Source organism: Nonomuraea thailandensis, from assembly GCF_024172165.1.
Lineage (GTDB): Bacteria > Actinomycetota > Actinomycetes > Streptosporangiales > Streptosporangiaceae > Nonomuraea > Nonomuraea thailandensis.
This window is the reverse complement of the sequence record NZ_JAMZEB010000002.1, coordinates 12540105-12561831: the sequence shown is the minus strand read 5'-3', so window position 1 is coordinate 12561831 and position 21727 is coordinate 12540105. Positions and strand designations below refer to the sequence as shown.

Below are 21727 nucleotides of genomic sequence, written 5' to 3'. Positions count from 1 at the left end.
TGCGTCGTCGTGGGGGGTGCGGCACGGAATCCTCCGATCACAGGAGCCTTGATCCAAGGAGATAGCACCGAAACCCGTACGTAACAAGTCTTCCCATCCGATGTTTCTGGATGGACACTCGGTGAAGCACCGCCGAGCCCACACATCGGATCACCAGAGCGTTAAGCATCCGTCAACGATCCGTCGACACGCGGGCCCTATCATCGTGCGCCATGTCCACTGACCAGGTCGCGGTAGAACGCGCCGTTCCAGATACGCTCCCCGCGAGCGACGCCCCCTCCGCGGAAGAGGGCAACGGCGGCGTCCTCTACCTCCTCGAACGCATCGGCTCCGTCATCGTTCCCATCGGCGTGACGCTCTATGCGGTGCTCTACCTCGGTGTCGAGGCGATGTACGACGTCTTCGGCATCAGCCCCCAGCAGGCGGGCATCGACCAGTCCGTCCTGCTGGGCCGCCTCATGGGCACGCTGATCCTGATGCTGCTCATCCTCATCCCCGCGCTCGGTCTCGTCGTCGGCCTGTTCTGGGTGGCCGACAAGCTGACCAGGGGCGCGTTCGGCAGGCTGATCGAGGCCGTCCGGCGGCGGCCGTGGGTGGCCGCGCTGCTCGCCGCGTTGTGGTGCGGCGCGACGTACTGGGGGCTGTTCACCCTCTTCGGCGACCTCGACCTGTTCGTCATGGTGGTCGTCGCCGTGGGGCTCGGCGTGCTGACGTTCCTGGTGCCGTTCCGGCTGCTGCGCCGCAGGCCGGTCGGGCGGGCCGCCACGAAGGTCCTGCTCGGCGCCCTCACCGGGGTCGGGCTGGGCTTCCTGCTGATCCTGGCGATGGTGCAGGGCGCGCTGGAGGTCCAGGAGACCGGCCAGGCCAACGAGCTGCTCGGTTACGTCGGCTTCCAGGACCAGTGGGCGATCATTCACAACGCCGAGGACGACAAGCCGCTCTACGACGGCCGGTGGATGATGCTGCTCGGCGAGAGCGACGGCACGTACGTCTTCTACGACTGCGACAAGTACGAGACCTTCCGCCGCCCCATGGAGACGACGAACCTGGCCTCGATCCAGCTCGACCCGGAGCGCGAGAAGGGTTACACCTGCGGCTCGCTCGCCGAGCAGTAGACCGGGGAGTCCAGGCCGGCCAGCAGGGCACGCACGTCGTCCGCCTCGGGCAGCCCCTGCCCTTCCATGATCGCGAGTGCGCGGGTCAGGCAGGCCCTGGCCCTGCTGCGCCGGCCGAGCCCGTGCAGGGCCCGGCCGAGCACGGCGAGCGCCTTGCCGCGCATCCAGCCCTGGTCCGCCTCCTGCAACATGGCCAGCGACTCCTCGGCGTGGTCCACGGCACGGTCGGGCCGGCCCATGGCGAGATAGGTCTCGGCCATCCGGCGCAGGGTCAGCACCTCCCAGGCGTGCTGCCTGAGCCTGCGGAACTCCGCGCGGCCCTCGCCGAAGCGGGCGAGCGCCTCCGCGTGGCGGCCGGCGGCGCCCAGCGCGACGGCGAGCTGGTAGAGGATCTGCGGGTTGGGCCTGCCGCCGCTCAGCTCGCGGGTGATCCCGTCGGCCAGCTCCGCGACCTCCACCCCCTCCTCGCCCCGGCCGGCCTCGGCCAGCACGAGCGCCAGGTTGCCCGTGCAGATGGCCTCCTCCGAGCGGTGGCCGAGGGCGCGCCAGGTCTCGATCGCCTCGTGGTACATCGCGATCGCCTCGTCGTGGGCCCGCCTGTCGTGCGCCAGCATGGCGAGCAGGTTGACCGCGCAGGCGTGGTCGGCCGGGCGGGCGTCGGGACACTCCCGCACGGCCGCGGCCTCCTCGGCCGCCGCGCCGGCGGCCCTGCGGGCGTAGAGGATCTCGCCGCGCTTGCGCCGGGCGTGCGCCTCGGCCGTGCGGTCACCGCGGTCCGCCGCCGCCGCGACGAGCCGCTCCACCGCCTGCTCGTAGCCCGTCGTGCTCGACTCGAAGTCGAAGACGAGGGTCATCATGTCGAGCAGCGACACCGCCTCCCGCAGCGCCGCGCCGGGCGTCTCGGCGATCTGGTGCAGGCAGCCGAGCATGCCGTCCTCCTCGACCTGCCCCCACTCGATCGCGGCGTCGAGATCCGCGAACGACCGCCGCGGGCCGGCCGCCGGGACGGTGCCGAGCACCGGGTCGCCGGGGTACATCACGTCGACGATCCACGCCATGGCCGCCAGGTAGTGGCCGAGCAGCCGGTCGAGCGCGGCCCGCCGGCTCTCCTCCTGCCCCTCCAGCCGGGCGCGGGCGTAGAGCTTGAGCAGGTCGTGGTGGCGGTAGCGGCCGGGCGCGGGCGACTCCACGAGGTGCACGTTCACCAGCGCCTCGCAGAGCTCCTCCGCCTCCGCCTCCGTGACGCCCAGCACGGCCGCCGCGGCCGGGACGGGCAGGTCGGCCGCGTTCGGCACCGCCAGCAGCCGGAACGCCGCCGCGTGCGCCTCGTCGAGCTGGTCGTAGCCGAGGGCGAACGTCGCCTCGACGGCCAGGTCGTCCACGCGTAACTCGGCCAGCCGGCGGCGCTCGTCGGCCATCCGGTCGCGCATCCTGGCCAGGCTCCAGCCGGGACGCGCCGCCAGCCGGGAGGCCACGATCCTGATCGCCAGCGGCAGGTACCCGCACGCCCGCATCAGCTCGTGCGCCGCCTCCCGCTCGGCGGCCACCCGCTCCTCGCCCACCACCTTGGCCAGCAGCACCAGCGCCTCGTCCGGCCGCATCGCCGCCAGCCCCAGGTGCCGCGCGCCGGAGAGCCCGGCCAGCCGCGCCCGGCTGGTCACCAGCACCGCGCACCCGGCGGAGCCCGGCAGCAGCGGGCGCACCTGCACCGCGCTCGCCGCGTTGTCCAGCAGCACCAGCACCCGCCGCTCCGCCAGCACCGAACGGTAGAGCGCGGCCCGCTCGTCCAGCTCCTCGGAGACCGTCGCCATGTCCACCCCCAGCGCGCGCAGGAACCCGCCCAGCACGGCCCGCGCCCCCAGCGGCCGCGGCCCCGCGCCCTGGAGGTCCACGAAGAGCTGGCCGTCGGGATAGCCGGCGGCCAGCCGGTGCGCCACGTGCACGGCCAGGGTGGTCTTGCCCATGCCGCCGGCGCCCGCCACGGCCGAGATGACCAGCGCCGAGCCGTTCCCCCCGGTCAGGGCCCGCGTCACCTGCTCGACGTCCGGCCGCCTGCCGGTGAAGTCCGTCATGTCCGCCGGAAGCTGGCGCGGCACCGGCGTCGCGGCGCCGCCCCTCCCCCCGGCTGCGCGCCGAGCCCCGGATCGGCCGTGATGATCCGCTGGTACAGCTCCCCCAGCTCCGGCGACGGGTCGACGCCCAGCTCCTCGGCCAGCAGCTTCCTCAGGTCGGTGAACACGCCGATCGCCTCGGCCTGCCGGCCCGAGCGGTACAGCGCCAGCATCAGCAGCCCAGCCAGCCGCTCCCTGAGCGGGTGCTCCGCGCGGAGCGTGGACAGCTCGGCGACGACCTCCGCGTGCCTGCCCGCCTCGACGTCCTCGCCGAGCCTGAGCTCCAGCAGCGCGAGCCGCCGCTCCGCCAGCCTGGCCCGCTGCGCGTGCGCGTACCCGCCGTCCAGCCCGGCCAGCGGCTCTCCCTGCCAGAGCGCCAGCGCCTCGCCGTGCCGTCCCTGCCGTGCCAGCTCGTCCAGGACGACGAGGTCGCAGGCACCGGCGGTGAGCGCGTACCCGCTGCCCACCGAGGCGATCACCTCGGCGCCGAGCACGGCGCGCAGCCGGGACACGTACGTGCGCAGGTGCCGACGGCGCTGCGCGGCCGCGCCAGGCCCCAGACCGCGTCGAGCAGCTGGTCCTGGCTCACCACCCTGCCGCCGGCCGTCAGCAGCACCGCCAGCACCAGCCGCTGCTGCGGCGAGCCGACGTCCACCTCGACGTCGCCGCGCCACGCGCGCACCGGGCCCAGCACCGAGAACCGCAGCTCAGGATCACTCATCGGGCAACACGGCGACGCGCTCGTCTCCTCCGGGGGGCGCTACCTGAACAAGGCCAGCATCATAGGGGACGGCCGCCACGCGGCGTGGCCCGTCCCGCACTCCCCCGGCCCAGGGTTTCCCCGAGCCGCCCGCGGCCTGCCACGGCGCGTACACATGAGCGTCACCGCGCTGCCCCAAGCTGCACGACGTGTTCAAGCACGTGTTCAAGCGCTGGTTGTCGTCGCTCGCCATGGCGACGCTCGTCCTCCTCGTCAGTGCGGTCCCGGCCGCCGCGTCCTCCGCGTCCTCCGCGTCCTCCGCGGACGGCACGCTGGCCGTCGCCGCCCCGGTCGTCCGTCGCGGCGAGCCGATCAGGCTGACGTACACCACCCCGAATCCCCACCCGGCCAACTGGCTCGGCCTCTACACCGACCCCGGCAACGGCCCGGTGGAGGAGAAGTACGTCGGCCCCTCGACGCGGTGGGTCTACATCACCGAAGGCGGCGGCGAGGCCACGCTGCCGACCGACGGGCTGGAGCCCGGCGACTACATCGTCTTCGCCCTGGCGCAGGACGGCTACCGGTGGCTGGCCGCACCGGTGAAGATACGGATCATGAGCGACGAGCCGCTGCACTTCATCACCGACGCCTTCGACCTGCGCAACGCCCGCGCGCTCGCGCCGTACCAGGCGAAGGTGGGCGGCCTGGTACGCGGGGACACGGAGGGGCTCACCTTCCGCAAGGTGAGCGGGCCGAAGTGGGCCAGGGTGTCGGCCGACGGCGAGGTGACCGGGACGCCGCGCCCGCTCCACTCGCTGCGCCCGGCGTCCCTGCGGATGGAGGCCCGCAACGCGCGCGGCGAGACCAGCACCGCGACGGCCGCCATCGAGGTCCGCCGGCCGGGCCAGAGCCTGGTGCCCGAGCTCAAGGCGATGAGCTTCAACCTGTGGCACGGCGGCAGCCAGGTGGACGGCGGGCGGGAGAAGGAGCTGCGCTTCCTGCTCGAGTCCGACGTGGACGTTGTAGGCCTGCAGGAGACCTCGGCCGTCTCCACCCGCGAGCTGGCCGAGGCGCTGGGCTGGGATCACCACCAGGCGGGCACCGACCTGGGCGTGATCAGCCGGTATCCGATCACCGAGCGCCGGGAGCCGGTGGCCGGCGGGCCGCTGTCGGTGGCGACGAAGGTGCGCGTGCGGATCGGCGAGCGTCAGGAGGTCGTGGTGTGGAACGTGCACCTCGGCTACACCCCGTACGGCCCGTACGACGCCTGCTTCGGCAGGATGGCGCAGGACGAGCTGCTGGCCAACGAGGAGCGCTCCGGCCGCACGCCGCAGATCGAGGCCGTGCTGGAGGCGATGAAGCCGGACCTGGACGCGGCACGGCGCACGCCGGTGCTGCTCACGGGCGACTTCAACGCCCCGTCCCACCTGGACTGGACCGGGAAGGCGGACCGCTGCGGCTACGCGTCGGTGCCGTGGCCCGCCTCGGTGCTGCCGGCGAAGGCGGGGCTGCGCGACTCCTACCGGGTGGCGCACCCCGACCCGGTGGCCTCGCCCGGCATCACCTGGTCGCCGATCTACCCGGTGTTCACCGGCGGCTACGGCCACGACTCGCACAAGGGCGAGCCGGAGCCGCAGGACCGGATCGACTTCGTCTACTACGCGGGGTCGCTGCGCGTGACGGGGTCGCAGGCCCTGGTCGAGGGCACGCCGACCGCCGTGCCGAACCACCGTGGCAACGAGTGGAGCTCCGACCACGCCGCCGTCCTGACCACGTTCCGCACCTCCTGGCCATGAGTCGCGCCTGCTCAGCAGCTTGGGCAGGGCGGCGAGCGTCGCACCGCCCGCCCCGCCGCCGCTGAGCAGGGCGCTCGGCCACTGCGCGCCGGCGGCGAGGACCAGCGCGCAGGTGATGGCGGCGATCGTGATCGACAGGGTGAGCGTGAGGAGCTGGCGCGTGGTGAACATGGTTCCTCGGATTCGGTCGGCTGTGATGGTGCGGCCCACCATGCGGCTTCGTGAACGCCACCGGCCAGCGGTCCAAACGTGCTCGGACGGGGCCGAACAAGGCCGAAACTTCCGCATCTTTCCGATCACGTCCGAACTCATCCGGATTAATCGTGAAATTTAGGTCTGACGCCATGCTTGGGTCGGATGGGCAGGACATCAGTGGATGTGACCTGCGATACCGGATGAGACGGGATCTGCGAAGTGGCACCTATCGCGAAAACTCTTCTGGAAGCATGACGGCACCAGTCGACCTCTCGACTCCACCGAATCCTTCCAGAATCGATCATCAAGGACGATGACTGACACTCATAGGGCGGGAGCCCATCGCGATTTCATAGCCGCGCTCAAGGAGCTGCGGGAAGCGGCCGGCCAGCCGACCTATAACCAGATGAAACGGTTGTCACGCGCCGCGGACGTCCCCAAGGACCTGCCGGAGAGCACGCTCAACGACATCCTCAACGGCAAGCGCGAGCGCCTGCCCGACTGGCAGCTCGTCGCCTCCTTCGTGATGGTCTGCCACCGCCACGCCGAGCAGAGCCGCCTGCCCACGGACGCGCTCGGCAGCCTCGCGCTGTGGCAGGCCCGCTGGCTCGCCGCCAGGAACGAACGCCCCCACGCCATCGGCTCGTACGACCTGTACGGCACCCCGGCCGACGAGGCCGAGCGGCGCACCACCAGAACCGTGGCGCGCCTGGTCCGGATGGCGGGCGACGGCGACGTCGAGGCCGCCTACCGCCTGGCCGTCATCAAGGTGCTGACCGGCGAGAACGCCGAGGCCGGCTACTGGCTGCACGCCGCCGGGAGGCAGGGCCATCCCGGCGCCGAGGCCCTGGCGGGCACCGCCCGGCCGGCGGAGTTCGCCGCCGACCAGTGCTTCGCCTACGGGCAGGACTACGAGCAGCGGGGGCCCGCCAAACAGGACATCGCCAGGTTCTACTACAAGCTGGCCGCCGACCACGGCCACCCGCGGGCCACCGAGCGCCTGCGGGCCCTGCGCGCCGTCCCGTTCGGCAAGCTGCTCCCCGCCCCCGTCACCTGACCCCGGGCCGGGGGTCACGCCAGGAAGAGCTCCACCACCGGGACCGTGACGTCCGGGCGGGTGATGGGCAGTTGCAGCGTGAGCGTGTCCTCCGGCAGGCCGCGCAGGTAGTGGTGGAAGGGCTCCTTCGGGTCGATCGCGACCATCGGCACCTCGGAGGCGTCGTGCAGGAACTGCGCGTACCTGACCCGGCCGCCGAGCCCGGCGAGGTGCACGTACTTCATGGGCCAGGACAGCAGGTGCAGGTAGAGGCGGTCGCCGCGCTGGGTGTAGCGGCAGTCCTGCGGCGGCTCGTACGCGGAGGCGCCCGCGCCGTGGATCGAGCGGGAGTGCAGGCGCATCCACCGCCCGATGCCGCGCAGCCGCTCGATCGCCCGGGGCTCGAACTCGCCGCGCGCGTTCGGGCCCACGTTGAGCAGCATGTTGCCGCCCTTGGAGACGGTGTCGACGAGCATCTTCACGAGCAGGTCGACCGGCTTCCAGTCCTGGTTGTCGCGGTGGTAGCCCCAGCTCCCGTTCAGCGTCTGGCAGGACTCCCACGGCGTGTGGCCGGGCACGCCGCCGGGCGGCATGACCTGCTCGGGGGTGGTGAAGTCGCCGGTGCCGAGCCCGAGCCGGTTGTTGACCAGGATGCCGGGCCGCAGCTCGCGGACGAGCCGCTCCAGTTCCTCGGAGCGCCACTCCCGCGGGCCCTTGGCGCCGAAGCCGCGCCCCTCGTAGGAGAAGTCGAACCACATCGTGTCGATGTCGCCGTACCGGGTGAGCAGCTCGCGGACCTGGCCGTGCATATAGTCCGTATATTTCCGGATGTCGCGTTCGCCGAGGTCCTCGTCGCGCTGCGGGTGGTAGAGGTCGTTGGGGAAGTCCGGGTGGTGCCAGTCGAGCAGCGAGTAGTACAGGCCGGTACGCAGGCCCCGCTCCCTGAAGGCGTCGAGCATCGGGGCGAGCAGGTCGCGCCGCGCCTTGTAGCCGGTCAGCTCCGAGTCCCACAGGCAGAACCCGTCGTGGTGCTTGCTCGTCACCACGGCGTACTTCATGCCCGCGTTGACCGCCTCGTCCGCCCACGCCGCCGGGTCGTAGAGGTCGGGGTCGAAGTGGTCGAAGTAGCGGCGGTACTGCTCCTCGGTCAGCCGCTCGTACGAGCGCACCCATTCGTGCCGCGCGGCGGCGGCGTAGATGCCCCAGTGGATGAACAGCCCGAACCGGGCCTCGGTGAACCAGCTCATGTTCCGTCCCTCTCATGGACCGCGACTCCCGAGAGCCCGATCCGTCCCGTACCGGTCCGCTGAACGCGCACGTACCGCCCCTCCGCCTCCACCGTGACCGGCGACGGGCGCAGCACCCTGCCCGGCAGCGGCACCACGGTCGCGCCGGCGAAGTCGGGCGTGCGCGACACCAGCACCTGGACGTCGGCCGTGGTCATGCCCGCGTCGTTCCAGAGCTCGACCGTGCCGATCGGGCGCACCTGCCCGAGATCCACCTGCCACCAGGAGCCCGGCGCCGAGGTGGTCCTGCTGTCGGTGACGGTGGAGCCGTCGATGGCGTGGGCGGCGTCCGCCGTCCCCTCGGTGGCGGACTGGCTCGCGCTGCCCGCCCTGGCGAGGTCGGGTTCGAGCTGTTCGACGGGGCCGGGCCGGGCCCCGGCCGCGGCGGCGACGCGCAGGGCGGCCTCGGGCAGGCGCTCCAGCGCGGTGGCGTTGTCCACCTGCCGCGAGCCCCGCCCCGACAGCTCGGGCGCGGTGGTGTCGGTCCAGTTACCCGTCGCGAGGTTCTCGATCCCGTAACCGGCCCAGTTGGAGATCCACTTGTAGCCGACCCGGGTGATCACGTTGCCCTCGACCCTGATGTACGAGCTCTGCTCGTCCAGGTAGACGCCGTTGCCGTCGCGCTCGGTGTTGCCGTAGGCGGAGCGGTTGACGTAGTTGCCGGAGATCACCGTGCCCGGCTGCGGGCCCTGCGTGTAGATGGCGCCGCCGTCGTGCTGCTGGTCGGCGACCATCATGACGTCCACGATCCGGTTGCCGGTCACCTGGTTGTCGCGCATGTCGGGGCTCTGGGCGACGGGCTGGTTCCAGCCCCAGCCGACGGAGATCCCGGAGTACGGCAGCCGTTCCAGCGTGTTGTGGTCCACGCGCAGGCCCGTCTCGTAGCCGGCCCAGATGCCCACCGCGTCGGTGAACTCCCGGCCGGCGAGCGTGATGGTGTTGCGGGCCACGGTGTTGCGCTCGCCGCGCAGCTCGGCCGGCGGGTTGGGCTCGGTGTCGCCGACGTAGACCGCGCCGGAGGACAGGTCCGTGAACGTCGATCCGGTGACCGCCGAGTCCTTGGTGCCGGCCTGCATGATCACGCCCGCGCCGCCCAGGTGCGCGAACTCGGCGCCGGTGATCTCCACGTTCCTGCCGCCGTTCACGACCACCGCGGCGGCGGGTTTGGTGTAGTGGCGGCCGGCGTGGTCCTCGGGGCCCGTGGCGCCGGTCAGGGTGAGCCCGGCCTGGGTGCCCGCGTATCCCTCGTCGGTGCCGGGCTGGTGGTAGGCGGCGTGCTGGAAGCCCAGGCCCGCGATCCTGATCCGGCTCCCGCCGTCGATCCGCAGGAGCGTCTCGCCGGACGGGACGATCGCCTCGCCGAGATCCTCCCCGGGCCGGGGCAGGTACGTGATGGTCCCGTCCGCGCGGTCGTGGACGAACTCGCCCGGCTCGTCGAGCAGCTCGCGGGCGTTGTCGAAGAAGGCGACGCCGCCGTAGCGGGAGGAGTCGACCGTCGTGGTGTCCCAGGCGGGGCCGGTGCGGCCGGTGCCGCTCGCCGAGTTCGCCCAGCACGGCTGCGCGAAGGTGATGGCATCGCCGTCCACGCGGTCGATGCGGCACCGGTAGTTGCGCCACCTGACCTTGATGACCGCTTCGGCGTTCGCGGGGGCGCTCCAGCCGGACACGCCGCTCTGGACGGCGCCGGTCATGCCGGTCTTCGTCGCGTCGCAGACCGCCGCCGGGCACGCGGCGCCGCGGGCCCGGATCGCGCGGGCGCCGCCGACGAAGAGCTGGCGCGGGGTCACGCCCTCGGGCGCCCGCGCCACCATGAAGCGGCCCTGACGCGTCCAGCCGGTGATCCGCACCCCGCCGGACAGGACCGGCCGGGAGCCAGGGGCCGCGGTCCAGGTCACGGTGTGCCCGTCGGGGCCGGAGTCGCGCCCGTCCAGCAGGAGCGGCTCGGCCATCCGGTAGACGCCGCCGGTCAGGCGCACCTCGATGTCGCGGCTCATGCCGCCCTCCACGGCCTGCCTGACCTTGTCCCTGGCGGCTTCCAGCGAGCAGGGGCGGGCCTGGCTGCAGGCCGGGGAGCCGCCGTCGGGAGCCGCGTAGTAGATCTTGGGGCCCGGTGCCACCGCCGGGGTCGTCGTCAGCAGCAGGACGAGGGCGATCGCGCTGTTCACATGCCCTCCAGGGGAGGGTTCTGGGCGCCGTAGAGCCAGTCGCGCAGGAAGCCGTCCAGGCCGGGCCGGTGCGTGGTGGCGGCGGCGTGGGCGATGAAGTCCTCCGTGGAGGCGTTGCCGTCCTTGTACCGCTGCACCCACCTGCGCATGATCCGGTCGAAGGCGGCGTCGCCGACCTCGGTGCGCAGGGCGTACAGGACGAGGGCGCCGCCGTCGTAGATGTTGTAGCCGCCGAGCGCCCTGGGCCTTCCCGGCGGGCCGTCCTTGGCGCGGACGGCGTCGAGCTTGCCGTACACGGTGCGCATCCGCTCCGGCATGGACTGGCCGCCGTGCTCCTCGGCCCACAGGGCCGCGTAGTAGACGGCCGGCCCTTCGTTCAGCCAGGCGTCCTGCCAGGTCGCCGGCGTGACCGAGTCGCCGAACCACTGGTGGACCAGCTCGTGCACCATCGTGTTGGAGTAGGTGGGCTGGTCGAACCAGCCGGTGCCGAACAGCGACAGCGTCTGGTTCTCCAGCGCGTTGCGGTACCCCGGGTAGATGTGGACGCCGTAGGTGGAGAACGGGAACCTGCCGAACTTCGCCTCGGCCCAGGCGATCTGGTCGCCGGTCTCGGCGGCGACGGGGCCGTAGCGGTCCTCCTGGCCCTGGGGGACGACGTGGCGCAGCGGCAGGCCGTGGGGGCCCTTGCCGTACAGGTAGGTGCCCTTCACCACGGCGAGGGCGATCAGCTCCGAGGCCATCGGCTCGCGCGCCTCGAACCGCCACACGTTCCCGCGCCTGCCCGCGAGCTCGCCGTTGGCGGTGGCGACGTACCCTTCGGGGGCGGTGACGCGGAAGGTCCAGGTGGCCTTGTCCGAGGGGTGGTCGTTGACCGGGAAGAACGTGTCGGCCCTGCTGGACTGCGCGGCGGCGGCGAACCCGCCGTCGGGGCCGAAGTTCCAGCCCGTCAGGCCGGCGCGCGGCGCCTTGCCGTTGCCGCGGAAGCGCACCTCGGCCGTGAACGGCACGTGCTCGCGCAGCGGCGCGGCCGGCGTGACGGTCAGCTCCTGCCCGCTCTGGCCGAGGGAGAGCGACCATACGGCGGGCTCACCGTTGACGGTGACCGCGTCGATGGTGTGGCCGTCGGTGTCGAGGTTGAAGGACGACAGCGCCTGGGTGGCCTTCGCGGTGAACGCGACCGCGCCGGAGAAGTCGTAGGTGACCGGGGTGAAGTCGAAGGAGACGTCGTAGTGGCGGACGTCGTAGCCGCCGTTGCCGAGTGTCGGGAAGAGCGGGTCGCCCAGCCCCGCGGAGCCGGGCGAGGGGGTGGCCGGAACCGCGGCGGCCGTGCTGAGCAGCGCGGCGGCGGCGAGTAAGAGGAGGTGCTTCTTCACGGTCAGCCTGCCTTCGGTGTCTGCTTGAGCGCTTCCTCGAACTCGGCGCGCGCCTTGTCCCCGCCCTTGGCGCGCCAGTCCTTGATCATCTGGTCGAGGTCGCTGACGGGGGCGCGGCCGGCCACGATGGAGGTGACGCGGTCGTTGCGCATCGTGTAGAGCGACTCGTAGCTGTTCTCGTTGGCCGGCGAGTACGCCCCCACGGTCGGGTCCTCGACCCCGACGGCGATCATCTTGCTGATCGCCTCGTGCATGGTCTTCACGGCGTCCGCCGAGGAGGAGTCGAACAGGGGCTGGGTCGGCGCGGCGAGCATCTTCCACGGCACCGTGGTGTCCCTGCTGCCCTGCTCGGTCAGCACGGGGTTGCCCCTGCCGTCACGCGTGTGGTCGGTGCCCTCGACGCCGTAGTTGAACAGGGTGTACTCCTCGCTGCCGAACGGCGAGGCGAAGAAGTCGGCCACGCGCAGCAGCTCCTTGGCGCGCGTCTCGTCGCTCTTCCTCATCATGGTGATCGAGACGACGATGTTGTTGAGGTGCGCCTTGGCGGCCCGGCCGATCGGGATCATCGGCCTGGGGTCGGCCTTCGGGTCGATCTTCTTCGAGGTCTGCAGGTAGCCGGTGGGGCCGAGGTAGGCGGGCAGGCCGTCGTAGACGAGCGCGGCGCGGCCCGCGTTGAACTCGTTCTTGCGCTTGAGGCCGTCGAAGCCCTCGGAGCCGGGGTAGATGACGCCTGCCTCGCGCAGCTTGCGCACGTACTCGACGGCGGCCTTGTACTCCTCGGTCTCGATCTGGTGCACGAGCCTGCCGTTCTCCAGCCGCCAGGCGTTGGGCGCACCGAAGAGCTGGGAGAAGATCGACAGGCCGTAGACGCCGCCGGTGTGGGTGACCAGGCCGTACCGGTTGTCCTTGGGGCTGGTCACCTCCTTCAGCAGCTCGAACAGCCGGTCCAGGTCGGTGATCTGCGCCAGGTCGGTGACGCCCGCCTCGGCGAACATGTCGGCGCGGTAGAAGCCGAGGCCGCCGACCATGTTGCGGGGCACGGGGATGCCGTACAGCTTGCCGCCGACGATGCCCTGCTTCCAGAACACCTGCGGGATCGCCGCCAGGTTCGGGTACGCCTTGACCGCGTCGCCGCCGAGCAGCGGCGTCAGGTCGGTGCACTGACTGGCGACGAACGCGGGCAGGTTGTTGACGCCCTGCGTGGAGACGTAGGTGAACAGGTCGGGCAGCGTGCCGCCGGCGACCATGGTGTTGAACTTGGTCGGCCAGTCGTCGGCGGTGACGGGCTGCATCTCGGCGGTCCCGCCGAGCCGCTTCTCGACCTCCTGCCAGGCGGGGTTGTCGGCGCGTCCGGGCGGGGGCGGCGAGAACGTCTGCACCGCGATGCTCACGGTACCGCCCGACATGGGCGGCTTGGCCACCGCCTTGAACAGCTCCTTGGGATAGGTGAAGTACCCCTCGGGCACGCCGGTGGCGTTGCCGGGCAGGTCGGGCTTGAGCGCACCGGACAGCGGCGTGTACGCGGGCAGCTTGATGCTCAGCCCCTGGGCCTTGGCGGCGGGGGCGGCCGAGCCGCCGCCGCAGCCCGCCAGCACGGTGGAGGCGGCCGCGGCGGCGCCGAGGCGCAGGAAGCCGCGGCGGGAGACGGGTTCTCTCATGAGGGATCTTCCTTGGGGTTCGGGGGGTTCAGCCCTTGATGGCGCCGGTGAGCACACCCTTGGTGAAGTAGCGCTGGAGGAAGGGGTAGACGAGCAGGATCGGCACGATCGCCACCACGAGCACGGCCATCTGGATCGCCTGCACCGGGGCGGGCGCCTCCGCGGCGGCCAGGGCCTCCAGCGTCCTGCCCTGCAGCACGAACGTGCGCAGGATCAGCGGGAGCGGGAACTTGTCCGAGTCGTTGAGGTAGAGCAGGGCGTTGAAGAAGGCGTTCCAGTAGCCGACGGCGTAGAAGAGCGCGATGACCGCGAGCACCGCCTTCGACAGCGGGAGCACGATCCTGACGAGGATGCCGAAGTCGCCCGCCCCGTCGATGCGCGCGCTCTCCAGCAGCTCGCGGGGCAGGCCCATGAAGAACGAGCGCAGCACGACCAGGTTGAACGCGCTGACCAGGCTGGGCAGGATCAGCGCGCCGAAGCTGTCGATCAGGCCGACCTGCTTGACCAGCAGGAAGTTGGCGATCAGGCCGGGGTTGAAGAGCATGGTCAGCAGGGCGATCAGCAGGATCCAGCGGGCGCCGGTCACCTCGCGGCGGCTCAGCCCGTACGCCATGCCGATGGTCGCCAGCATGCTGGCGACCGTGCCGGCGACCGTGACCAGCACGCTGACCAGCAACGCCCTGGTGACGGTGCCGCCGCTGAAGATGGTCGTGTACGCCGACAGGCTCGGCGAGCCGGGGAGGAGCACGAACCCGCCACTCCTGGCGATGTCGCTCTCCGTCGACAGGCTGGTGCCGATCACGCCGACGAACGGGTAGGCGACCAGCAGGACGACGGCCGTGAGGATCACGCCCTTGACGATCAGGCCCGCCGTCGAGGGCCGCTCCATCCAGGCGGGGCGGCTACTTGTCGGCACCGCGGTACACCCCCTCGTGGCCGAACAGATGGGCCACCTTGTTCGCGCCGAGCACCAGGGCGGTGCCGACGATGGTCTTGACCAGGCCGACCGCGGCGGCGGCGCCCCACTGGCCGTCCTTGACGCCGTTGAAGTAGACGAAGGTGTCGAGCACCTCCCCTGCCTCGGGGCCGACGTTGTCGCGCTGGAGCAGGATCTGCTCGAAGCCGACCGACAGGATGCTGCCGAGGTTGAGGATGAGCAGCAGGACGATGATCGGGACGATGCCGGGCAGCGTGACGTGCCAGAGGCGGCGCCACCTGCCCGCCCCGTCCATGGCCGCGGCCTCGTACAGGCCCTGGTCGATGGAGAGCAGCGCGGCCAGGAAGATGATGGTGGCCCAGCCGGCGTCCTTCCAGATGACCTGCAACGTCACCAGCAGCGGGAAGACGTCGGGGTCGGTCATCATGTCGTAGCGCGGCAGCCCGATGCTCTCCAGGAAGCTCGGCAGCGCGCCGGCGCCGCCGAGGATCTGCTGGAACACCGAGACGATGATCACCCAGCCGATGAAGTGCGGGAGGTAGACCACGCTCTGCACGAACCTGCGCACCTTGTCGTTGAGCACGCTGTTGAGCAGCAGCGCCAGCGCGATGGGCGCGGGGAAGAACAGCACGAGCTGGGTGATGGTGATCTTGAGCGTGTTGCCCAGGGCGTTCCAGACGCCCGGGTCCGCGAAGACGCTGACGAAGTTCTGCAACCCCACCCAGGGGCTGTCCACGAACCCGATGTAGGGCTGATAGTCCTTGAACGCGACCACGTAGCCGAACAGCGGCCCGTAGTGGAAGACCAGGAAATAGAGCAGCCCGGGCAGCGCCAGCAGGAGCATCACCCGGTCGCGCCAGACGCGGCGCCACAGCGGCAGCTTGCGTGGCGGCTCTCGCCGCTCGGAGGCGGCCGCGGTCGAGGGAGCGTCGAGGGTAGCGGTCATGCGCTGGGTCCTTCCAGTTGGCGAGGAAGTTAGTAAGCGCTTTCGTTCCCGTCAAGTCCCAGACCGGAAAATCCCCCTTCTTTCCGCACTCTGCTTGACCTTTTCGCAGGTGGGGTCCTAACGTGCCACCTCAATGCATAGAATGCGCTTACTATCAGAGAGGGAGCCGGTGAAACCTCCGCAAGCCCGGCTGAGACCGCGCGCCGTCCTCGCGATGGCGCCCGGAGTCCGAGAGGAGGTGTTCGGGCACGCGACGCTGCGCAGGCTCGCCGACCTGGCCGAGGTGGACGACCGGGTGCTGCACGAGGTCGGCTCGGCCGGCGCGCTGCGCGCGATGGCCCGCGCCGAGGTCCTCGTCACCGGCTGGGGCTGCCCGAGGATCGGCGCCGACCTGCTCGACCAGGCCCCCGGCCTGCGCCTCATCGCGCACGCGGCGGGCACGGTGAAGACCTTCCTCGACCCGGCGGTGCTCGACCGCGGCGTACGGGTGACCAGCGCCGCCGACGCCAACGCGGTGCCCGTGGCCGAGTTCGCCTACGCCGCCATCGTCTTCGGCGCCAAGCGCGCCTTCACCCTCGCCCACCGCTACCGCGAGACGGGCACCCGCCGTGACTTCACCGGCCTGCCCTGGCTCGGCACCCGCGACATCACGGTCGGGCTGATCGGGCTGTCGCGGATCGGGCGCAGGGTCATGGAGCTGCTGCGCGGGCTCGACGCCGAGGTGCTGGTGTACGACCCGTACGCCGGGGCGGCGGAGATCACCGCGCTCGGCGGCGCGGCCGTGGACCTCGACACGCTGGTCAGGCGCTCGCACGTGGTCAGCCTGCACGCGCCGGAGACCCGCGAGACGTACCGGATGCTCGACGCCAGGCGGCTGTCGATGCTCAGGGACGGCGCGGTGGTCGTCAACACCGCCCGCGGCGGCCTCATCGACACCGAGGCACTGGTCAAGGAGGTACGCAGCGGCCGGCTTGACGCGATACTGGATGTCAGCGACCCGGAGCCGCTGCCGCCCGGTCATCCGCTGTTCGACCTGCCCAACGCGTTCGTGACCCCGCACCTGGCCGGCGCCCAGGGCAACGAGCTCGCGCGGCTGGCCGAGTCGACGCTCGCGGAGATCGCCCGGTACACCGCCGGGGAGCCGCTGCTCCACGAGATCCATCGCGACGAGCTCGACCGGATGGCATGATCGTCAGCCACGGAAAGGAGGGGACGTGACCGAGCAGAGCCTGGCGACCATGGCCGATGTGGCGGCGCGCGCCGGGGTCTCCAGCGCCACCGTCTCCCGGGTGATCAACGGCAACTACCCCGTCTCCGCCGCGACCAGGCAGCGGGTCGAGCAGGCCATCGCCGAGCTCGGGTACGTCGCCAACGCGCACGCCAGAGCCCTGGCGGGAGCCACCAACAGGACCGTCGGCATCATCATCAACGACCTGGTGGACCCCTTCTACGCCTACATCGCCCGCGGCGTCGAGCGCGAGGCGACCAGGCACGGCCGGCTGTGCATGGTCTGCTGCACCCAGGGCAGCCACGAGCAGGAGCTGGCGCTGATCGACCTCCTGCACGAGCAGCGCGCCGACGCGGTGATCCTGGTGGGCGGCGCCCACGAGGACCGCTCCTACGCCGCGCAGGTCGCCCGCAGGGCCCGCGCGCTGCACGCCAGCGGCTCCACGCTCGTGCTGTGCGGGCGCCCCTCGCTCGGCGAGGACGTGCCGACCAGGACCGTGGAGTACGACAACGAGGGCGGCGCCTTCGCCATCACCGACTACCTGATCACCCAGGGGCACCGGCGGATCGTCTTCCTCGGCGGCCCGCCGAACCTGTCGACCACCGTCGCGCGCCTGGCCGGCCACCGGCGCGCGCTGCGCTTCCGCGGCCTGCCCCACGACAAGGGCCTGATCCACACGGGGCAGCTCAACCGCAGGTTCGGCTACGACAGGATCAGGGCCCTGCTGGCCGACAGGCTCGACTTCACCGCCGTGTTCTGCGCCAACGACACGGTCGCGGCCGGCGTGATGCAGGGGCTGGAGCTGGCCGGCGTGCCCGTGCCCGAGGCGATCTCCGTGGTGGGGTACGACGACGTGCCCATCGCGCAGGAGCTGCGGCCCCAGCTCACCACGGTGCGCATCCCGCTGGAGGAGATGGGCCGCCAGGCGGTGCGCATCGGCCTGGACGTGGTGGAGGACGACGCGTACCTGTCGCCGGTGCAGACCGCGGCCATGGTCGGCACGAACATCGTGGTCAGGTCGTCGGTCGCGCCTCCCAAATAGCAAGCGCTTACCGCCTTATCCGGCATAACCGCCCGTAGAAGCGGGACAGAAAGCCGTAGAAAGATCCGGTAAGCCCTTGACCGTGATAGAAAGCGCTTACAAACTCCCTGCCATGACCCCCCTCAGTCGCAGATCCTTCCTGGTGGCGGGCGGCGCCGGCGCCGCCCTCCTGCTCGCCCGGCCCGCCCTCGCCGACGGGCCGCACCACACCGTCGTGCTCAGGGCCAGGCCCGGCGCCGAGAGCGAGCGCCTCCGGCTCCAGCAGGCGCTCAGGACCACCGAGTTCCGCCCCACCGGCGTCCACCTGCCCGCCAGCGCCCCGCTGACCGTCGAGGTGGCGGCCCCCGACGGGCTCCTGCCCACCCTGCACGTCGGCGCACCAGACACGCACGCCGACGTCACGTACAAGAACCCGCGCGCCTACCCGCTGGCCGCCGGCGTCAACACCGTCACGGACCCCGGCGGCGGCCTGGTCTACCTGTCGCTCACCGGTGAAGGGCAGCGCGCCCGCGTCAAATTCCGCTCGGGCGGGGTGCGCGTCCCCACCTTCAGGCTCGGTGAGACCAGCGAGGAGAGCTTCCAGGCGCAGCTCGACTCGCTCACCGGCGCGCCCCAGGTCGAGCTCGTGTCCGAGCGGGCCATCGTCACCGTCACCCGGGACGGCATGCTCGCCTGGCGCGACCAGGACCACGCCGCCCTGCTCCGGCTCCTGGAGACGATCATCTCCTCGCACGCCGCGATCTCCGGGCTCTCCCGGGCGGAACGCTCGCCGCTGCCGTTCCACCTCGTCGAGGCCCCCAGGATGCCCGCCGGCGCCGGAGCGTACGCCACGCACGGGTGGACCGCCTACCCGCGTACCTACCTGGACCGGCTGATCACCGTGACCGGCCTGCGCACCAGGGGCTGGGGCGTCTACCACGAGCTCGGCCACCAGCACCAGCAGATGGCCTACAAGCCGAACGACCTCACCGAGGTCACGGTCAACATCTACGCGCTGGCCGCCCAGCGCACGCTCGGCCAGCCGTCCAACCTGGTCGTGAACGGCGTCTACGCCACCGCCCTGGCCAAGCTGCCCGCCGCCGACTACCTCAAGCTGGGCGCGTACGAGAAGCTCGTCCCCTTCCGCCAGCTCGAACTCGCCTTCGGCGAGGACTTCTACCCGCGCCTGCACCGCCTGGTGCGCGCCGAGCGGCCCGCCTCCGACTACACGGAGTCGGCCAAGCGCTGGGGTCACCTCGCGCTCTACACCTCCAGGACCGCCGGCGCCGACCTGTCCGCCTTCTGGCGGCGGTGGGGCGCCCCGCTGACGGACGAGTACCTGGCCCAGGTGGCGGCGCTCGGGCTGCCCTCCCCCGGCACCGATCTGACCGCCCTGGCCGAACGATGACCGGCGACTCCCGACCCCGATCAGAGGGCGCCGACGCGACCACGACCAGCAGCGCCCCACCCCGATCAGACGGCACCGAAGCGACCACGACCAGCGGCGCCCCACCCCGATCAGACGGCGCCGACGGAGGGACGACCAGCCGGCGGGCCTTCCTCGGTGGCCTGGCCGCCGCCACGCCGCTCCTCGGCCTGCACCTCGGCCCGGACGCGGCGCAGCCCGGCCCGGACGCGCCGCTCCCCCGCCCGGCCGCACCGCTCCCCGGCTCCGATGTGCCGACTCCCGGCTCCCAGCCCGGGCAGGATGCCTTCTCCGAGCTGCGGGCCAAGGCCGCCGCCCTGCTCACGGGCGGCGGCATCGACCCGGACGACCCCGTCTTCGCCGGTCCCCTGGCCCGGCTGGACGCCGCCGCGCGGGCGCACCGCTCGGCCATGGACCTGTCGGCCGGTCGCGCCTTCCTCTGGCCGGACCTCCCCCTCACCGGCGTGTCGGGCGACATCGCGGGCAGCTACCAGCGCCTGCGCACGCTCGCCGCCGCCTGGGCGAGCCCGGGCACCTCCACGTACGGGGACGAGCCCGCCGCCCTGGAGATCCTCGGCGGCCTCGACTTCCTCTACCAGCGCGCCTACAACGAGGCCGCGCGCGAGAGCGGCAACTGGTGGCACTGGGAGATCGGCGCGCCCCGCGCCCTGATGGACACCGCCGTGATCATGCACGACGTCGCCGGCGCCGGCCGGCGGGCCGCCTGGATCCGCGCCGTGGACCGCTTCTGCCCGAACCCCGACCGCAGGACCAACCTCACGAACTTCGCCGAGACCGGCGCCAACCGGGCCGACAAGGCGCTCATCGTGGCCCTGCGCGGCATCGTCGGCGCGGACGCCGGCAAGCTCGCGCTCGCCCGCGACGGCCTGTCCGACACGCGCGACGCCGGCAGGCACACCCTGTTCGGGCACGTCACCTCGGGCGACGGCTTCTACGCCGACGGCTCGTTCGTCCAGCACGGCGTGGTCGCCTACACCGGGTCGTACGGGGTGGTGCTGCTCCAGTCGCTGGCCACGACCCTGGGGCTGCTCGGCGGCAGCGCCTGGGCGGTCACCGACCCGGCGGTGCGCGTCGTGCTCGACGCGGTGGAGAACGCCTACGCGCCGTGGATCCACGACGGCCTGATGATGGACAGCGTCCGCGGCCGGGCCGTGTCGCGGCAGTTCAACCTCGACCACGACTCCGGTCGCGACACCGTCGACGCGATCCTGCAACTGGCGGCGGGCGCCGGCGAGCCCTACGCCACCCGGTTCAGGCAGCTCGCCAAGGGGTGGATCCGGCGGGGCCGCTTCCTCGACGCCGCGAACGTCGCCGCCACCGCCAGGGCCGCCGCGCTGCTGGGCGACGGCGCGGTGGCCGCGGCGCCGCGGCCGAGCGGCCACCGCGTGTTCGCCGCCATGGACCGGATCGTGCACCGGCGACCCGCCTGGTCGTTCGCGATCAGCCTGTCGTCGCGGCGGATCGCGATGTACGAGTGCGGCAACGGCGAGAACTACCGGGCCTGGTACCAGGGCGACGGTGCCACCTACCTCCACCTGGACCTCGACCACTACAGCGCCGGCTACTGGCCGACGGTGGACTCCTACCGGCTGGCCGGCACCACCGTGGACACCCGCCGCCGCGACCCCGCCGTCTCCGCCGGCGGCACGGGCACGTTCCGGCCGGCCAACGCCTGGGCGGGCGGCGCCACCGCCGACGGGTACGGCGTGGCGGGGCTCCACCTGATGGCCGCGGGCACCTCGCTGACCGCCAGGAAGAGCTGGGTGTGCCTGGACGACGCGGTGGTCTGCCTGGGCGCCGGCATCAGCAGCTCCGACGGCCGCCCCGTCGAGACGGTGGTCGAGAACCGCGCCACCGCCGCCGCCCTGACCGCCGGCGACGGCTGGGCGCACCTCGACGGCGTCGCCGGGTACGTCTTCCCCTCCGGCCCCGCGCCGCGCACGCTCCGGGAGCGCCGCACCGGCGCCTGGCTGGAGATCAACGACGGCCCCAGCACCAAGGGCACGGCCGATCCCGTGACCCGCGACTACACCACCCTCTGGTTCGACCACGGGACGAACCCCACGGACGCGGCCTACGCCTACATCCTGCTCCCGGCCGCCACCCGCGAGCGGACCAGGGGCTTCGACGGCGTCGAGATCCTCGCCAACACCGGCGCCGCGCAGGCGGTCCGCGCCCACGGACGCTCGGCCGGCGGTGGCGAGCTGCTCGCGGCGATCTTCTGGACGCCCGGAAGGGTGAGCGGCGCGAGCGCGGCCGAAGCGGGCGGCGCCTCCGCAACGGGCAGCGCGGTCCGGGCGGGCGACGCGCCGGAGGAGGGCGGCGCGGTCCGGGCGGGCGACGCGCCGGAGGAGGGCGGCGCGGGAGAAGCAGGCGGCGCGGCGGAGGCAGGCGGCGCGGCGATGGCAAGCCGTGCGGCGATGGCAGGCGGTGTGGCGGGCGCGGGTGGGGAGGCGGGTGAGCTGTCGGCGTCGGCGCCCTGCGCCGTGCTGATCCGGCGGGCGGCCGGGCGGATCACGGTGGCGGTCTCCGACCCGGGCCGCACGGTCGCCACCACCACGATCACCCTCCCCCACCCGGCGCACCGCCTGATCAAGGCCGACGATACGGTCTCCGTGACGACGGGCGACCGGCCCCGGATCACGGTGAACCTGGCCGGCTCGGCCGGCCGCACGCACACCGCCGTACTCACGACGGGCCGGAAAGGCTGAAC

Annotated in this window: 16 protein-coding genes; 7 read left to right on the top strand and 9 right to left on the bottom strand. The window is 72.2% G+C overall.

Annotated features, from left to right (window positions below; all coding sequences use genetic code 11):
- The first annotated feature begins 212 nt into the window (after window positions 1-212).
- Complete coding sequence (locus tag HD597_RS62370) at window positions 213-1115, top strand: hypothetical protein (protein WP_253758857.1); 903 nt, start codon at window positions 213-215, stop codon at window positions 1113-1115.
- On the opposite strand, the gene HD597_RS62365 is transcribed toward HD597_RS62370, so the two are convergent.
- From HD597_RS62365 to HD597_RS62355, 3 genes are read right to left on the bottom strand one after another with little or no spacing between them, the layout of a single operon-like run.
- Window positions 1085-3187 (bottom strand): ATP-binding protein, encoded by a 2103-nt coding sequence (locus tag HD597_RS62365; protein WP_253758855.1) that lies wholly within the window; start codon window positions 3185-3187, stop codon window positions 1085-1087. The two genes, HD597_RS62370 and HD597_RS62365, sit on opposite strands and share 31 nt — an antisense overlap.
- Window positions 3184-3738, bottom strand: coding sequence for an AfsR/SARP family transcriptional regulator (locus tag HD597_RS62360; protein ID WP_253758854.1), 555 nt, complete (start codon window positions 3736-3738; stop codon window positions 3184-3186). Before HD597_RS62360 ends, HD597_RS62365 begins: the two co-directional genes overlap by 4 nt.
- Entirely contained in the window at window positions 3702-3947 is a 246-nt protein-coding gene (locus HD597_RS62355; RefSeq protein ID WP_253758852.1) for an AfsR/SARP family transcriptional regulator, read from the bottom strand. The genes HD597_RS62360 and HD597_RS62355 overlap by 37 nt, the downstream gene beginning before the upstream one ends.
- 188 nt (window positions 3948-4135) lie before the next feature.
- On the opposite strand from HD597_RS62355, the gene HD597_RS62350 reads away from it, so the two are divergent.
- Entirely contained in the window at window positions 4136-5722 is a 1587-nt protein-coding gene (locus HD597_RS62350; RefSeq protein ID WP_253758849.1) for an endonuclease/exonuclease/phosphatase family protein, read from the top strand.
- Between the two features lie 508 nt (window positions 5723-6230).
- Window positions 6231-6974, top strand: coding sequence for an SEL1-like repeat protein (locus HD597_RS62345; protein ID WP_253758847.1), 744 nt, complete (start codon window positions 6231-6233; stop codon window positions 6972-6974).
- Between the two features lie 14 nt (window positions 6975-6988).
- Here the strand turns inward: HD597_RS62345 and HD597_RS62340 are convergent, their stop codons facing one another.
- Genes HD597_RS62340 through HD597_RS62315 form a run of 6 tightly spaced genes read right to left on the bottom strand, consistent with a single transcriptional unit; the run spans window position 6989 to window position 15318 of the window.
- On the bottom strand, window positions 6989-8200 hold the full coding sequence (locus tag HD597_RS62340; protein ID WP_253758845.1) for an alpha-L-fucosidase: 1212 nt from the start codon (window positions 8198-8200) through the stop codon (window positions 6989-6991).
- A complete protein-coding gene (locus tag HD597_RS62335) occupies window positions 8197-10404 on the bottom strand; it encodes a right-handed parallel beta-helix repeat-containing protein (RefSeq protein WP_253758843.1) in 2208 nt (735 codons plus the stop codon). Before HD597_RS62335 ends, HD597_RS62340 begins: the two co-directional genes overlap by 4 nt.
- A complete protein-coding gene (locus tag HD597_RS62330) occupies window positions 10401-11777 on the bottom strand; it encodes a M1 family metallopeptidase (protein ID WP_253758842.1) in 1377 nt (458 codons plus the stop codon). Before HD597_RS62330 ends, HD597_RS62335 begins: the two co-directional genes overlap by 4 nt.
- 2 nt (window positions 11778-11779) lie before the next feature.
- Window positions 11780-13435 (bottom strand): extracellular solute-binding protein, encoded by a 1656-nt coding sequence (locus HD597_RS62325; protein ID WP_253758840.1) that lies wholly within the window; start codon window positions 13433-13435, stop codon window positions 11780-11782.
- Between the two features lie 28 nt (window positions 13436-13463).
- A complete protein-coding gene (locus HD597_RS62320) occupies window positions 13464-14351 on the bottom strand; it encodes a carbohydrate ABC transporter permease (protein ID WP_253758838.1) in 888 nt (295 codons plus the stop codon).
- Complete coding sequence (locus tag HD597_RS62315) at window positions 14338-15318, bottom strand: ABC transporter permease (protein ID WP_253758837.1); 981 nt, start codon at window positions 15316-15318, stop codon at window positions 14338-14340. The genes HD597_RS62320 and HD597_RS62315 overlap by 14 nt, the downstream gene beginning before the upstream one ends.
- A 214-nt stretch (window positions 15319-15532) precedes the next feature.
- Here HD597_RS62315 and HD597_RS62310 point away from each other — a divergent pair, with 214 nt between their 5' ends.
- The 4 genes from HD597_RS62310 (at window position 15533) to HD597_RS62295 (ending at window position 21725) form a co-directional block, all read left to right on the top strand.
- Window positions 15533-16507 carry a hydroxyacid dehydrogenase gene (locus HD597_RS62310; RefSeq protein WP_253758835.1) on the top strand — a complete coding sequence of 325 codons (975 nt, stop codon included), beginning with the start codon at window positions 15533-15535 and terminating at the stop codon, window positions 16505-16507.
- Between the two features lie 25 nt (window positions 16508-16532).
- Window positions 16533-17588, top strand: a complete 1056-nt coding sequence (locus HD597_RS62305) for a LacI family DNA-binding transcriptional regulator (protein ID WP_253758833.1) — start codon at window positions 16533-16535, stop codon at window positions 17586-17588.
- 112 nt (window positions 17589-17700) lie between these two features.
- On the top strand, window positions 17701-18975 hold the full coding sequence (locus HD597_RS62300; protein WP_253758831.1) for a M60 family metallopeptidase: 1275 nt from the start codon (window positions 17701-17703) through the stop codon (window positions 18973-18975).
- A complete protein-coding gene (locus HD597_RS62295; protein WP_253758829.1) occupies window positions 18972-21725 on the top strand; it encodes a polysaccharide lyase family 8 super-sandwich domain-containing protein in 2754 nt (917 codons plus the stop codon). Before HD597_RS62300 ends, HD597_RS62295 begins: the two co-directional genes overlap by 4 nt.
- Window positions 21726-21727 lie beyond the last annotated feature (2 nt).

What these genes read in the sequence shown, in the direction of transcription:
- HD597_RS62370 (WP_253758857.1), top strand. Translation starts at nt 213, where the DNA reads ATGTCCACTGACCAGGTCGCGGTAGAACGCGCCGTTCCAGATACGCTC.
- HD597_RS62365 (WP_253758855.1), bottom strand. Translation starts at nt 3,187, where the DNA reads ATGACGGACTTCACCGGCAGGCGGCCGGACGTCGAGCAGGTGACGCGG.
- HD597_RS62355 (WP_253758852.1), bottom strand. Translation starts at nt 3,947, where the DNA reads ATGAGTGATCCTGAGCTGCGGTTCTCGGTGCTGGGCCCGGTGCGCGCG.
- HD597_RS62345 (WP_253758847.1), top strand. Translation starts at nt 6,231, where the DNA reads ATGACTGACACTCATAGGGCGGGAGCCCATCGCGATTTCATAGCCGCG.
- HD597_RS62340 (WP_253758845.1), bottom strand. Translation starts at nt 8,200, where the DNA reads ATGAGCTGGTTCACCGAGGCCCGGTTCGGGCTGTTCATCCACTGGGGC.
- HD597_RS62325 (WP_253758840.1), bottom strand. Translation starts at nt 13,435, where the DNA reads ATGAGAGAACCCGTCTCCCGCCGCGGCTTCCTGCGCCTCGGCGCCGCC.
- HD597_RS62315 (WP_253758837.1), bottom strand. Translation starts at nt 15,318, where the DNA reads ATGACCGCTACCCTCGACGCTCCCTCGACCGCGGCCGCCTCCGAGCGG.
- HD597_RS62310 (WP_253758835.1), top strand. Translation starts at nt 15,533, where the DNA reads ATGGCGCCCGGAGTCCGAGAGGAGGTGTTCGGGCACGCGACGCTGCGC.
- HD597_RS62300 (WP_253758831.1), top strand. Translation starts at nt 17,701, where the DNA reads ATGACCCCCCTCAGTCGCAGATCCTTCCTGGTGGCGGGCGGCGCCGGC.
- HD597_RS62295 (WP_253758829.1), top strand. Translation starts at nt 18,972, where the DNA reads ATGACCGGCGACTCCCGACCCCGATCAGAGGGCGCCGACGCGACCACG.